Below are 13,665 nucleotides of genomic sequence, written 5' to 3'. Positions count from 1 at the left end.
AGGTTATCGTTCTGAAGATACAGTAGTGACATCATACCCAGCATCAAGGAGTGCTTGCTCGAAGTCGTGTAAAGAGGCCATTCGATTATCATATGTAAACGTGGCTTTATTACTGTACAGGTTTACCTCGGCTCCTTCGATTCCCCAAACACCGAGCAGGACGTTAAGAACTTTGTCGGCATCAACCTGGTTTTGCATACTTTTTACAACTACAACCGCTTCTTCATTCCTGTTCATCCTTTCTTGTTCTCCCCGTTCTGTAAAAATACTTCGCCCATTCCTTCCATAAAATCGACCATGGTTGTCATGGCTGCTCTTATTTCGGGGCTGCGCAGCCTTTTTCGCATTCTCCAAATCGTTTGTTTTTCGCCTTTTTCACCTGTTTTTGAAAGACGTTTGAGACCGTGCCCGACACCGTCTAGTATTGTATTTAGTTGGTCGGGCTGAAGGGCTCCTAAAAACCCGACAGCCCCCATTCCATTTTTAATGATATTATGCATTCCCGGCTGGTTAAATTGTTGGAGAGCTATCGCCCCAACCTCCGTACGCTGTTCGAGAAGAGCATGTGCTGCATCCAGAACTTTCATATCATGAAGCCCTTTTAAGATACCGATGGTTTTCATAATTGCTTCCCGATTCTCCGCAAGTTCTTTTACGATCTCTGCTACTGCTTTTGCCTGTTCTTCATCTTGTCTTGGTGCTTCTTTTTTAATTTGCCTGATTGCTCTCGCCATGTTCATCTCCCCTTATCTCAAACAACTCTTGGATCGGCGTGAAATCTTCCCGTTTCCATTTTTCTTCAACCCTGACGCTTATTTGGGGGATCCGGTTTCCAAAACGGTGATTTTCTTTTGGAAGTGGCCGCTCACCTTCACTTTCGATTACTTCCATTTTCACACCCATCTCTTTGTAGCTCGGTGTATGAGTGATTAAGTCGTGGTAGCTGCTCGTCAGCATGTTAACAGCCTCGTTATCATCTCTGGAATTCATTGGTAGGTAAAGTTCATTTCCTTGAACGCGGTCTGTTACAAGAACGCGGACCTCAACATGGCCATAAGGAGAAGTAAGCCCAACTAATGCCCCGTCTTCAAGATTACGTTCTTTCGCCAATTGTAAAGAAACTTCTAACCAAGGGTTTGGAACCTTATGGGTAAGTCCTTCCGACTTGTACGTCATATTTCCTTCATGGAAATGCTCAAGCAGGCGTCCGTTATTCAAATGTAAGTCATACTCTTCACCGGCGAAAACAGGAGGTGTCCAGTCAACAGGCACAAGCTTTGCTTTACCATCCGCGAAAGCGAATTTGTCCGTATATAATAATGGTGAATCTTTTCCGTCAGCTGAAACAGGCCATACAAGGCTGTTCCAACCTTCCAGACGTTCATAGCTGACCCCGGCAAACAGGGGTGCAAGTGATGCGGCTTCATCCATTATTTCGGATGGGTGTTTATAGTTCCAATTCGCACCAAAACGATTGGCCAACTCTTGAAAGATCTCCCAATCTGGTTTAGAATCGCCAAGCGGTTCAAATACTTTATGGAATCGTTGAATCCTGCGTTCCGTGTTTACAAACGTTCCATCTTTTTCAAGACTCGGGGCTGCTGGCAAGACTACATCAGCGAACTGAGCCGTCCTGCTAAAGAAAATATCCTGAACAACAAAGAAATCGAGTTTCTCAAATGCAGAATGGACATGATTCATATTAGAATCGACTATGGCCATTTCTTCACCAAAAAGATATAGCGCTTTTAATTTTCCATCATGAATCCCTTCGACCATCTGATGATTGTTGAAGCCGGGTTCTTCTGGAAGGGAAACTCCCCAGGCTTTTTCATAACGTTCACGGACTTTAGGATCCTGTACCGGTTCATATCCGGGAAACCAGGACGGCATCGTTCCAAAATCACAGGCACCCTGGACATTATTATGGCCTCTTAGAGGATAGGCACCTGTACCTGTACGTCCATAGTTACCTGTAATCAATAATAGATTTGATATAGCGGTACTTGTATCTGTTGCTCCCGTATGTTGTGTTACACCCATAGCCCATAAAATGCAGGTTGATTTTGATTCGTGAATCATCGTCGCAACCTTGATTAACTCTGCCTTTGTGAGATCTGTTTTTTCTTCGGCATATTCCAGTGTGAACTTTTCAAGGCTCTTTGCGAATTCATCATAACAGTTGACTCTGCTTTCAATGAACTGCCGATCCTCCCACTCTTGATCAAGAATGTACTTTGTAAGGGCGTTTATCCAAATAAGATCAGAGCTTGGCTTTGGATGAATGAAAACATCTGCCCGCTGAGCCAGTTCATGCTCTCTGATATCTGCTACGACTAATTTTTGTCCATGTAATTTATGGGCCCTTTTTACCCGGGTGGCTAAAACGGGATGGGATTCTGCCGGGTTCGCGCCAACAACAATCACAAGTTCAGCTGAAGCAATATCCTTTATTGTTCCGGAATCCCCACCGAGACCTACTGTTCTCAAAAGGCCCGCTGTTGCCGGAGATTGGCAATACCTTGAGCAATTGTCAACATGGTTTGATCCCATTATGCTCCGGGCAAACTTCTGAAATAAGAAGTTCTCTTCATTTGAACACTTGGAGGAAGCTATGTATCCAATGGAACCCGGTCCATGTTCTTCTTTGATTCCACCCAGCCTTAAAGCGATTAAATCAAGAGCTTCTTCCCACGTTGCTTCCACAAATTCTTCACCCTGGCGGATTAATGGTTTCGTCAAGCGTTCTTCACTGTTAACAAAATCCCATCCCCATTTTCCTTTTACACAGGTGGAAATTCCATTGACCGGTGCTTCTTCCATCGGCTGGATTTTCAAAATTTCACGGTCTTTTGTCCAGACTTCAAAGCTGCAGCCGACACCACAATAAGTACACACGGTTTTGGTACGCTTTATTTTTGATTTCCTCATCGAAGCCTCTACCTCTGAAATTGTAAAAATCTCCTTATATCCCGGCTCGACTTCTTTCGTTAAATCGATCATCGGCGCTAAAATTTTTGGAGGAATCCCCGTTAAAAAGCCTGCTTCTCCAAGCATTGATTTATCCATTAATGCATTGCATGGACAAACATTTACACAATGTCCGCAAGAAACGCATGATGATTGATCGATCGGCACATCGTTATCCCAGATGACGCGAGGGACTTCCCGATTCCAGTCAATAGTCAGGGTTTCATTTACCTGTAAATCCTGACATGCCTCCACACATCTGCCACACAGAATACATTGATCCGGCTCATAACGGTAAAAAGGATGGGAATTATCAGGCGGATAAGGCTTTGCCTCGAACGGATATTTTTGATGCTCAATCCCCATGTATTCCACTGTGTTATGTACCGTGCAATTTCCGTTGTTATTATCGCAGACTGTACAATATAATTCATGGTTTTGTAGAATGCGGGACGTCGCCTCGTACTGCGCTTCTTTTACGGTTGAAGAGAGAGTATCAATAGACATCCCCGGTTCTACCTTTGTTGAACAAGCACGGACCATTTGCCCCCCTGCATTAACAAAGCAAGTATCACAGGTTTGAATTGTTCCAAGGTTAGGGTGATAACAAATACTCGGAATGAACATATCCTGGGATTTGGCTACATCCAAAATGGTTTGACCAGGTTCGGCAGGATAGGTTTTTCCGTTAATTTCTACCGAAAACGTTGTTTCGCTCATCACTTATTCCTCCTTCTATCATTTAATAATTTCATGTGGCTTATTTGATTAGTGTCGGACCATTGTCCTTTAAATAGGCTAACCAATAAAATAAAGAAACAAACACGCTGCCTCCTATAGCATTACGGATGCCTTCTCTATGTCTGTTTGAGCAATCCGGTACGGCGGATGATAGCCCGTTTAGTTTCCTCTTTCGATTTCCGTATAATCTTTACTTCATCGGGGAGAATTATTTAATGAGAGATTGACATTTTAAAAAATAAGCAGGTTTTCTAAAGAAGAACAAGAAAGAGGTTATATTATGGATATGGAGAAATTGTTCCAGCGCATACATACAATGATTATGTCTTCAGCAAAGTCTCCGAAGAATATGTCGATATCATCTGTTAAGGTCGCTGATATATTCGGAGTGTCACCTGGAGAAATTGAAAAGGGTTTACAGGAGTTAGTCGATGCAGGGCGAGTATCGAAAATAACAATGACAGAGTCCCCGAATTATGCTACGTATCAATTGCCAGGGGTAACTACAAACAAAGTACAATAATGTTCTTTATAAGAAAAACGATTCCTCTTTACAAGAGGAATCGTTTTTTACAGTTAACAATAGCTGCAAATTTGTTTAACTCAATACCTTTGCGGCCTGGTTGTTTTCTTCACGGATTTTTCTTATGTTTACGCGAATGTAAAGCGATATAGCGAGTGCGACAATAAATGCTGCTCCAAAGATATAAAGAGTCAATGAGTAGCTATTCGTTGTTTCTCGTATCCATGAAGCAACAATCGGCCCTACAAGCCCAGCGGCTGCCCATGCAGTGAGAATATATCCGTGAATGGCGCCAAGCTGTTTCGTCCCGAATAAATCGCCAATATACGCAGGAATAGAAGAAAAGCCTCCCCCGTAACAGGTTAAGATGAGAAAAATGATGAGCTGGAACAAAAATGCGTTTGTGATGTTGGGCAATAAGAGAAACGCAATCGTTTGAAACACAAAAAAAGTAGTATAAACATTAGGACGGCCGATGTAATCGGAAATAGAAGCCCAGCCAATTCGACCAAATCCGTTGAACAGTCCCATAATCCCGACCATTGTAGCTGCGGATGCTGCGCTTAACCCTGCAATATCCTGGGCCATCGGGGAAGCGACTGAAATGATTGCAATTCCGCATGTCACATTAATGAAAAGCATAGCCCAGAGCGCCCAGAAACGAAAGGTTTTCACCGCTTCATTGGCCGTTAGCTGGGAAAGGTCAGCGGGAACCTTTTCTTTCGTATCATTTTTTGCTTCCATCCCCGCTGGCAACCATCCCTTAGGGGGCGGTGCAAGGTAAAGAGAGGAACAAAACATGATGACAAAATAGACAGCCCCCAGCAGATAAAAGGTACGATCAATTCCAACATTGTTAATTAAAGCTGCGATAACCGGACTTGCAATAAGGGAGGCAAAGCCAAAGCCCATAATCGCGAGGCCAGTGGCAAGGCCGCGCCGGTCAGGAAACCATTTCACGAGTGAGGATACCGGGGTAATATAGCCGATTCCAAGCCCAATGCCCCCCAATGCTCCATAAAAGAAATACAAAAGATAAAGGGATCCTATGCTTTCTGCAAAGCCGGCTCCAAGTAAACCTGTCCCAAAACAAATCGAAGAAATGATGCCTGAGGCTCTTGGTCCATATTTCTCAACAAAATGCCCCATAAAAGCAGCGGATAACCCGAGAAATAAAATCGCAATACTAAACGTCAATGAAATATCACTTAACCCCCAGTCATGCTCTTCTCTTAGTGGATTTGTAAACACACTCCAGGAATACACAGAACCAATCGAGATGTGAATACCAACTGCCGCTGCTGCAATAAGCCAGCGGTTTTTCGTTTTAGCCATGTCTTGCCTCTCCTCCATGTTCAACTTTAAGAATCTAGAAGCTACCTCTACCTATAGTTAAAGGTAATAATCAGATATTCGACATAAATATACAAATACCTTTCTTAACTGTAATTTTATGTGCTAATTTTATTTTATTGTCATTTAATAGCGTATACGGCTTTCTATTATAGTTCCAAAAGCACCTGTTCTTTCGATCGCTTGCATTAAAGAAAGGTGTTAATAATTGCGAATCGGATGGACAGAAAAAAAACAACGGGGTGCCAAGGTGGCTCCCCGTTGTAGCTAGTGAATGTTATCTTCTGAGACTGAAATGGGAGAGCCGGTGGAAGTATGCTGATTCACCCATTCTTGGGTGGTATCTGCAACAGCGGACCAGTTGGGAATCTTATCACTATGATGCTGAATCCAAGTCATGCAAAACTGTGGATCAAAATTACTCTCCTCGCATTTCGATAAAAAAGACTGAACCGTTGTTTCATTACAGTTCTGCCATGTGCCACAAGTCGTACGCCAAATCTCTTCCATCGCTTCCAATATAGAAGAGTTGGGAGTGGATTTAGTGAATTCATTTTGTTCTGGCATATGTGTTCCCCCTTTGTGTATTAGGTTTCATCATTATTGAAGATACGCACATATTATGCCCGAACAGATAAAAACCATGTAGTTCATTCCATGGATTAGAGGGGATAAAAAGGGCCTTGACCTAAGGTATCAATACCATACCTTTTGGTCAAGGCCCTATTTTAAAATGCATAAAATGAATTCATTTTATTAATTTTCTGAGCTAACCGTAAATCGTTCATTAACATCCTGTGGATTCATATCTAAATTAACTATTGCCATAAACCAACAATTGAATTTGATTCCCTGAAGGGTCCTTTGTAAGAACGGTACCATTTTCTTCGGTTACTGATTCACCCAATTGGTGAAGGCTATGAATTGCCTTTTTCCTTGCTTCTTCGTTTGGCAGCACCAGCGAAAACGATTTAAGACCAGCGCTGTTTGGCGTTGGTGCGGATGCTCCCGCGCTATGCCAGGTATTTAATCCGATATGATGGTGGTAGCCGCCCGAGGAAACAAAACGGGCAGACTGTCCATATTTACTATTCACAAGGTCAAAGCCGAGCCCCTTGCAATAAAATTGCTCGGCTTTGTCTAAATCCGCTACTTGTAAATGAATATGCCCCATTACTGTTCCGGCTGGAAGGCCTTGCCAATTTTCTCCTTTGGCTAATGACAGCAAATTTTCGGCATCCAGTGGTTCTGTTGTCATAACGATTTCCCGGCCGTCCCACGTCCATGTTTCCGATGGGCGATCCGAATAGATTTCGATTCCATTTCCATCGGGATCTGCTAAATAGACCGCTTCACTGACAAGGTGATCTGAGGCCCCTTGCAAAGGATAGCCGGTTTGGAGTAGATGAAGTAATACCTTCGCTAGATCAGAGCGGTTCGGCAGTAATATCGCAAAATGGTATAAGCCCGTTCGATTCCGCTGTTTTACAGCTGCGTTTTCAGGCTGTTCAATCGTTAAAAGCGGTGTGCTTCGATCCGCAGTCAATACAACCTTATGCTCGGATTGCTGCAGTACTTGTAATCCAATCGTTTCTTGATAAAATACGAGCGACCGTTTTATATCTTCCACTAACAGATGGACCTGACCAACATAAGTATGAGGCGGCCGATGAAAAATCATCATTAATTTACCTCTTTTCATCTTTAGGTATGGGAAACACGGCGGAAACCAACATCAAATATCCCGCAACTTTTAGTTACTTTATGTAAGTTAGTTTACATTTATAAGTTATTTCCGTCAAGTCCATTCTTTTTCGCATGATTCAGACGATAGCATTTTCCTCCAATAACTCATCCATTCTTTATCATTCATTGGCTTCGTAAAGGGGGTAAGCGAGCGGGTTCCAACTTGAAGAGGGTCCACTTTCAACTGTTGCATTTTTTTAAACAGATCCTTTGTTTGTTGATTCAGATAGGCTTCAATCTCATTATTTAGCTTTCTCAATTCTTTCGGATCATTTAAGTTTTTTTGTCCCTTGTATTCATCAAGTCTTGCTGCGCGAACGGCGTATTGTTTACCAAAATGACAAGCTTGCCAAGCCCCAAAGAGTAGGCACATTGATCCGATCTCTCGGTTTGTTGAAACTGGGGAAATACGCTATGTATATGGTCTTCCATGAAAGCTATGAGATTGGACGATTCGAGAATGAGATCAAAGTTCACGTCAGAGATTTTCTTTCGGGCAATGAAACAATCTCCGGGTTGGCTATATCTTCAAAGTACATGAGCACAACACGTGTTTTCGTGCTGGAACCTACGATAAATTGCTCCGTTTTCAGTTCTTTTAACGGAAGTCGCCTGCGGATCATGGTAATATTTTGGTCGATTTGTTCACTGAAACTATCTTTTGGTCCGTATAGAACTGTTTCCGTTTCGGAGCTTTCAATCGACCTAGACAGAGGATTTTCCAGGGGGATGGCCCATATATTCTGAGACGAGTCATATATTAAAGCGCACCCTGAGAGCAAATGCTTTTCTGCCTCATCCAAAGTGGTGATTTCCAGGAAAAGATGCTGTTTTGCACCGTGTCATAGACGCACCGTGTCAATGGCTCAATAATCGACTCATTTAACCGCTCCTGGTCTATTAAGGTTCTAATATAGATGGGTGTAACCATTACACTGTTCGGAAGTTGGCGTTCAATAATTTCTGCATCTTCCATGTTCGCCGTGATTTGTCTAAGGGCATTTATTGTTATAGCAGCCGGGACCGTGTCGTGAGGGTTATCTTTTATCGATCTCCTTTTCCTAAACATAAGCATCCCCCACAAAAAGTAATCTTGTTTGAATAGTGTTCGATTCCAATTCTGATTTTATTCTGTGCATATCCGCTTGATTTACTCAGAATAAAGAAAAATAAACAGCCTGCTTGAAAAAAACAGGCTGTTTCACAGATTAGAGATATTTTGCATTATAATGGCCAAATCCTAGTAATGGAAAGATATAGCGGTAGCTATGGTAATGGATATAGAAAAAAGCAGCCATTCCTTGTCCTGCCGGATAAGAAGTCGTCCAGTCCATCTTTCGGATGTTTTTGACCAGGTAATCGATCCCTTTTTCGATTTCGGGTGTGGGTCTAGGAGAAATAGAGATTAGAGCATCGACGGCCCAGGCAGTATGGGTTAACGTGCTTTCACCAAGCGGGACGTATTGCCTTTGGATATCACTGTAACAGGATTCTCCCCACCCACCGTCTTTGTTTTGGATGCTTTCCAGCCATCTTTTAGCTTTTTGAACAGCTTCATCGTCATTGGAACGGCCTGCTGCCATGAGACCGGTCAAAGCCGTCCATGTCCCGTAGATATAGCAAATCCCCCATCTTCCATACCAGGAGCCGTTATTTTCCTGCTTGCGAAGCAGTTGTGTAACAGCCTGCTTTACCTTATGGTCCGGGAGCTTAAGGTTGGCATAATTCCCTAAAAACTCTAAAGTTCTTCCGGTTAAATCAGGAGTTGATGGATCAGTCAAAGGAATTGGGAAAATAGCCGGCCATCGATATTGGCCTGTCATCGCGAGCATGAATTTTGTATACATGCTCGCTTTTTTCAACCCTCCTTTTGAAAGGATAAACTGACGGGCTTTCCTCATTTGTTCATCGTTTTTGTCTCTCATGCCCGAATAAAGGATCCCATAATAAGCTTCAATGGTCAGCGACAAATTGCCGTCCCTGTTATATTTATTCGGCAAACAATTCATGCATTCAAAAAGGTTCACGCTTTATAGAAAAGCAGAAAAAAGCCAGCCTCACTAATCAAAGTAACGCTGCTCCAAGATTACATTGTTCAGTTGGCGAGATATAACACAATTTTAAAGAATTTCATCAGCAATGAATTGATAGGAGCGAATCCGGTCTAGATAAGTAGGAGTGATCGTTAGTATCATCATTTCGTCCGCATGATATAGCTCTTGTAATTCGAATAGCCGCTGCTTTACCTCAGCTGGATTACCGATCACCATCTTCTTTTTGGAATCGTTTAGCATGGCTTTCTCTTTATCGCTAAAAGAATATTGTTTTGCGGATTGAAGGGAAGGAACTCCTTTGTTACCTTCGCCGTTTTCCTGCTGAATTCTCCATAATTGGCTGCTTAAGGCCAGTTCTTCGGCGCGTTCTGTTGTTTCTGCACAAATAACCGAAACGGAAATCATTACTTTGGGTAGTTTTGACTCTGGGCTCGGCTGGAAATCGTTGCTGTATTTCTCAACAATCTTGCTGCCATCTTCATCACTCATGAATTCTCCGAAGGCATAAGCGACGCCATTTGCGGCTGCAAGAATTGCACTTTTTTCACTCGTTCCAAGTAGCCACGGTTCCGGTGAAACAGGAGGACGGGGTGCGGCGGAAACTTTGGAGAACATATGCTCAGCCGGGAAATCTTGACGTAAAAAGTGCAGCAGCTCTTTAAAAGATCCGGGCATTTTTTTAATGCCCTCCAAAAAGTTGTCGGAAAGAGCCATGGTTGCTTCCGCAGACCCGCCTGGTGCTCTGCCTATGCCGAGATCGATTCGATCCGGAAACAAAGTTGCAAGCAGGTTAAATGTCTCTGCTACTTTATATGGCTTATAATGCGGCAGTAATACCGCCCCTGAGCCGATCCTAATCTTTTCTGTGTTTGCGCCAATATACCCGAGCATTACTTCAGGAGCGGGACAGGCCAGTCCTGTCAGATCATGATGTTCAGCAATCCAGTAACGTGTGTAGCCCGCTTTCTCCCCTGCTTGCGCTAAGCGTAAGGACTCCTGTAATGCCTGCTCAGGTGTCGCTCCGGATAGGATAGGCGACTGATCTAATATACTTATTTTCAAAATCGTTTCCTTCTTTCTTTTCCGTTTAGGTTTTCAACTTCCAAAATGTTCTTATGTAAATGAATCCATTCATAGGTTCTCATGATATCAAAGAATTATTTTAATCGAACTTCCCGGGATAGTAAAAAAACTTGCATGATTTAAGCAAGTTTTTTTGAAGTGAAAGATCTGATCCCTACATGAATTCATCAAATCGATTCATACTAAAGGTGGGAGGTTGATGGTTATGAAGCTGCTTTGTTTGATGGGGCTTGTTTTCTTTGTTACATCATTTCATCAAGAGGATTATTTAACAATATCGAGGCAGGGTGAGCCTCTCGCAGTCATAGAACGTGCTAATTTTTCAGTACCGGTACCGGGCCTGCAAATGGTCGATCATGCTCCCTTGGATTCATTGATTGAGAAACTGGATAAAGAAACATATCGGCCACCGCAAAATGCCGTGATGAGTGACAATGGTGAAATTATTTCAGAGCAAGCAGGCTATAAGCTGAACCGTCAAGTATTTATAAAGAAGTTTTATAGTTACTTTTATGGAAAAGGCTCTTCCAGTATGGAGGTTCCTATTCTATCCGTTTATCCGAAAGTAGATAGTGAGCTGCTTTCACATATTAATGTACAGAAGATCGGGGAATATACGACGTATCTGAATGCAAACAACAAAACACGCACCCACAATATTTCACTTGCGGTCAAAGGCATTAATAATTATGTCGTCTTGCCTGGAGAGACATTCTCCTTTAACAAGGTAGTCGGAAAGAGAACGGCTGCAAAAGGATATTTACGGGCTCCGATTATTGTAAAAGGGGAATTGGCCGAAGGGATCGGCGGCGGGATATGCCAGGTATCTTCCACCTTATTTAACGCAGTTGACCGAGCCGGGCTGGGAATTGTTCAACGCTATTCCCATAGCAAAAGCGTTTCGTATGTTCCACCAGGGCGAGATGCTACCGTAAGCTGGTACGGTCCTGATTTTAGCTTTGTCAATAAGTACAATCAACCGGTTTTAATTCGTGCGAATTCTCAAGGCGGCCGAGTCATCATCAAAATTTACTCTTCTGATACTCTTGAATACAAGACAAGGGTAATCCCGGGTGCGTCTCATAAGCTGCCGCACGAATTGAAGGTGATACCGAGAAATCAAAAAGTAAACCAATGAAATAGATGAGAAAGAGTAACATGATAATGCAAAGCAGAACCATTGAAGGATGAAAGAATAGGGTAAAAAGCTTTCACTTATTTTTCTCAAGTATGAATAAAGGGCTCCACATCACGGAAGAAACACCTTTAATCCCGATAAATAATGGCTCATCTTGATCCTTATGAGCCATTATTTGGTTTTAAGAGCTATTATCTAGATTTAAGAGCTATTACTAAAATTTAAGAGCGAAGACTGTATGGTAGACGTCTATACCCCTATGATTTAGGAATATCTCTGATGATTTACTTACACTTCTCTTGTTTAGCAGCCCATTCTGACGCTTATGAGCCATTGTGTGATTTTAAGAGCTATTATTCGGTTTTAAGAGCTATTATCCAGATTTCAGAGCTATTACTAAAATTTAAGAGCGAAGACTGTATGGTAGACGTCTATACCCATATGATTTAGGAATATCTTTGATGATTTACTTACACTTCTCTTGTTTAGCAGCCCATTCTGACGCTTATGAGCCATTGTGTGATTTTAAGAGCTATTATTCGGTTTTAAGAGCTATTATCCAGATTTAAGAGCTATTACTAAAATTTAAGAGCGAAGACTGTATGGTAGACGTCTATACCCATATGATTTAGGAATATCTCTGATGATTTACTTACACTTCTCTTGTTTAGCAGCCCATTTTGACGCTTATGAGCCATTATTTGATTTTAAGAGCTATTATCCAGATTTAAGAGCGACTGTATGGTAAGAGCTATTTCTGAAATTTAAGAGCGAAGACTACGGACGGTTGCTACATAAAAAGAAAGTATCTATTCCCGGACTTGTCCCTGTCCGTAGATGAAAAATTTACTCGATGTTAATGCATTCAGTCCCATTGGCCCCCGCGCGTGAAGCTTTTGTGTGCTTATCCCGATTTCGGCACCGTATCCAAATTCGAAGCCATCTGTAAAACGGGTTGAAGCATTATGATAGACCGCAGCTGCATCGACATTAGTTAAGAACATTGTTGCATTTTCCTGATTGTTTGTGATGATCGCCTCGGAATGCTTTGTTCCATATTTGTTAATGTGGCCAATCGCTTCCTCTACGCTGTCGGATACTTTTATGCTGACAGAGAGGCCCAGATATTCTCTATACCAGTCTTCTTCTGTCGCTTGTTTAGCTAACGAAGAAGAATTGCATATCATTTCATCACCGTAAATTTCCACTTGGTTTTTGTGAAGAACATCTAATAGCTCTCTTCCATGACATTCAAACCATTTTTTGTGTATCAGGATCGTTTCGATTGCATTGCAAACACTCGGGCGCTGCGTTTTTCCATTGATCACGACACGCTCAGCCATATTTGTGTCCGCTGATTCATCAATATAGATATGGCAATTGCCTGCCCCCGTTTCCAGAACAGGTACGGTTGATTCCCTCACAACCGTATCGATCAGATTTTTGCCGCCTCTCGGAATCAGAACATCGAGATACTGATTAAGGGTGAACAGTTCCTTGGCCGTTTCCCTGTTTGTATCCTCGATGAGTTGAACTGCTTCGACCGGGATCGCGGTATTTTCCAGAGCGCGATGAATCGTTTCGACGAGGGCCTGGTTAGAATATATGGCAGAGGAACTTCCCCTCAATATCACAGCATTTCCTGTTTTCAACGATAGAGTGGCCGCGTCGATCGTCACGTTTGGTCTTGCTTCATAAATCATCCCGATCACACCGATAGGTACCCGTTTCTTTTCTATCAATAATCCGTTCTCTTTACGAATCGTTTCAAGCGTTTCGCTGATCGGGTCATCTAGGTCAACCAACAGCTGGATTGCATCCGCCATATCCTCTATCCGCTTATCATTTAACAGGATACGATCTAAAATCCCATCTGAAAGCCCTGCTTGTTTCCCCTGTTCTAGATCCTTTTTATTTTCTTGAATTAAGTGGTTTTGATCTTCTAACAACTGCTTGGCTATCTTACGTAATGCTTTATTTTTGTCAGCCGTTGTTTTGCCAACCAATGAATAGCTTGCTAATTTTGCTGCCTGTCCTTTTCTGGTGACCTCGCTCAC

14 protein-coding genes and 1 pseudogene are annotated in these 13,665 nt (G+C 42.5%); 2 read left to right on the top strand and 13 right to left on the bottom strand.

Features of this window, described 5'->3' with window-relative positions:
* Positions 1–3 precede the first annotated feature (3 nt).
* Genes ELQ35_RS05790 through fdhF form a run of 3 tightly spaced genes read right to left on the bottom strand, consistent with a single transcriptional unit; the run spans position 4 to position 3,690 of the window.
* Positions 4–237 (bottom strand): heavy-metal-associated domain-containing protein, encoded by a 234-nt coding sequence (locus ELQ35_RS05790; protein ID WP_126863874.1) that lies wholly within the window; start codon positions 235–237, stop codon positions 4–6.
* Positions 234–734 (bottom strand): helical membrane plugin domain-containing protein, encoded by a 501-nt coding sequence (locus tag ELQ35_RS05785; protein ID WP_126863873.1) that lies wholly within the window; start codon positions 732–734, stop codon positions 234–236. The genes ELQ35_RS05790 and ELQ35_RS05785 overlap by 4 nt, the downstream gene beginning before the upstream one ends.
* A complete protein-coding gene (fdhF, locus tag ELQ35_RS05780; RefSeq protein ID WP_126863872.1) occupies positions 709–3,690 on the bottom strand; it encodes a formate dehydrogenase subunit alpha in 2,982 nt (993 codons plus the stop codon). Before fdhF ends, ELQ35_RS05785 begins: the two co-directional genes overlap by 26 nt.
* A gap of 301 nt (positions 3,691–3,991) precedes the next feature.
* Here fdhF and ELQ35_RS05775 point away from each other — a divergent pair, with 301 nt between their 5' ends.
* The gene (locus tag ELQ35_RS05775; RefSeq protein ID WP_126863871.1) at positions 3,992–4,234 is read left to right on the top strand and encodes a hypothetical protein; all 243 of its coding nucleotides are present in this window, start codon (positions 3,992–3,994) and stop codon (positions 4,232–4,234) included.
* A 75-nt stretch (positions 4,235–4,309) separates the two neighbouring features.
* Here ELQ35_RS05775 and ELQ35_RS05770 read toward each other — a convergent pair whose 3' ends face one another.
* The 9 genes and pseudogenes from ELQ35_RS05770 to ELQ35_RS05740 all read right to left on the bottom strand — a co-directional run bounded on the left by ELQ35_RS05770 (position 4,310) and on the right by ELQ35_RS05740 (position 10,449).
* Positions 4,310–5,569: an L-lactate MFS transporter gene (locus ELQ35_RS05770; protein ID WP_185861675.1), complete on the bottom strand. Its 1,260-nt coding sequence runs from the start codon at positions 5,567–5,569 to the stop codon at positions 4,310–4,312.
* Between the two features lie 285 nt (positions 5,570–5,854).
* Positions 5,855–6,154 carry a hypothetical protein gene (locus ELQ35_RS05765; protein WP_126863870.1) on the bottom strand — a complete coding sequence of 100 codons (300 nt, stop codon included), beginning with the start codon at positions 6,152–6,154 and terminating at the stop codon, positions 5,855–5,857.
* 247 nt (positions 6,155–6,401) lie between these two features.
* Entirely contained in the window at positions 6,402–7,268 is an 867-nt protein-coding gene (locus tag ELQ35_RS05760) for a VOC family protein (protein WP_126863938.1), read from the bottom strand.
* 117 nt (positions 7,269–7,385) lie between these two features.
* Positions 7,386–7,706, bottom strand: a complete 321-nt coding sequence (locus ELQ35_RS05755) for a Ger(x)C family spore germination C-terminal domain-containing protein (RefSeq protein WP_126863869.1) — start codon at positions 7,704–7,706, stop codon at positions 7,386–7,388.
* A pseudogene (locus tag ELQ35_RS23425) lies at positions 7,706–7,810 on the bottom strand (hypothetical protein); the annotation flags it as partial. The gene ELQ35_RS05755 and the pseudogene ELQ35_RS23425, both read right to left, overlap by 1 nt.
* Positions 7,807–8,136 (bottom strand): spore germination protein, encoded by a 330-nt coding sequence (locus ELQ35_RS23420; RefSeq protein WP_281278104.1) that lies wholly within the window; start codon positions 8,134–8,136, stop codon positions 7,807–7,809. The gene ELQ35_RS23420 and the pseudogene ELQ35_RS23425, both read right to left, overlap by 4 nt.
* Positions 8,094–8,402: a hypothetical protein gene (locus ELQ35_RS23020; protein WP_246025987.1), complete on the bottom strand. Its 309-nt coding sequence runs from the start codon at positions 8,400–8,402 to the stop codon at positions 8,094–8,096. Before ELQ35_RS23020 ends, ELQ35_RS23420 begins: the two co-directional genes overlap by 43 nt.
* 139 nt (positions 8,403–8,541) lie before the next feature.
* Positions 8,542–9,342 carry a prenyltransferase/squalene oxidase repeat-containing protein gene (locus tag ELQ35_RS05745; RefSeq protein ID WP_126863868.1) on the bottom strand — a complete coding sequence of 267 codons (801 nt, stop codon included), beginning with the start codon at positions 9,340–9,342 and terminating at the stop codon, positions 8,542–8,544.
* A gap of 111 nt (positions 9,343–9,453) precedes the next feature.
* A complete protein-coding gene (locus ELQ35_RS05740; RefSeq protein WP_126863867.1) occupies positions 9,454–10,449 on the bottom strand; it encodes an LLM class flavin-dependent oxidoreductase in 996 nt (331 codons plus the stop codon).
* A gap of 226 nt (positions 10,450–10,675) precedes the next feature.
* On the opposite strand from ELQ35_RS05740, the gene ELQ35_RS05735 reads away from it, so the two are divergent.
* Complete coding sequence (locus tag ELQ35_RS05735; protein ID WP_126863866.1) at positions 10,676–11,608, top strand: VanW family protein; 933 nt, start codon at positions 10,676–10,678, stop codon at positions 11,606–11,608.
* A gap of 809 nt (positions 11,609–12,417) precedes the next feature.
* Here the strand turns inward: ELQ35_RS05735 and ELQ35_RS05730 are convergent.
* Positions 12,418–13,665, bottom strand: a complete 1,248-nt coding sequence (locus ELQ35_RS05730) for a glutamate-5-semialdehyde dehydrogenase (RefSeq protein WP_126863865.1) — start codon at positions 13,663–13,665, stop codon at positions 12,418–12,420.

It is taken from the genome of Peribacillus cavernae (assembly GCF_003989135.1).
GTDB lineage: Bacteria > Bacillota > Bacilli > Bacillales > DSM-1321 > Peribacillus > Peribacillus cavernae.
Note: the sequence above shows the minus strand (reverse complement) of the source record. Positions and strands in the feature narration are given on the sequence as shown.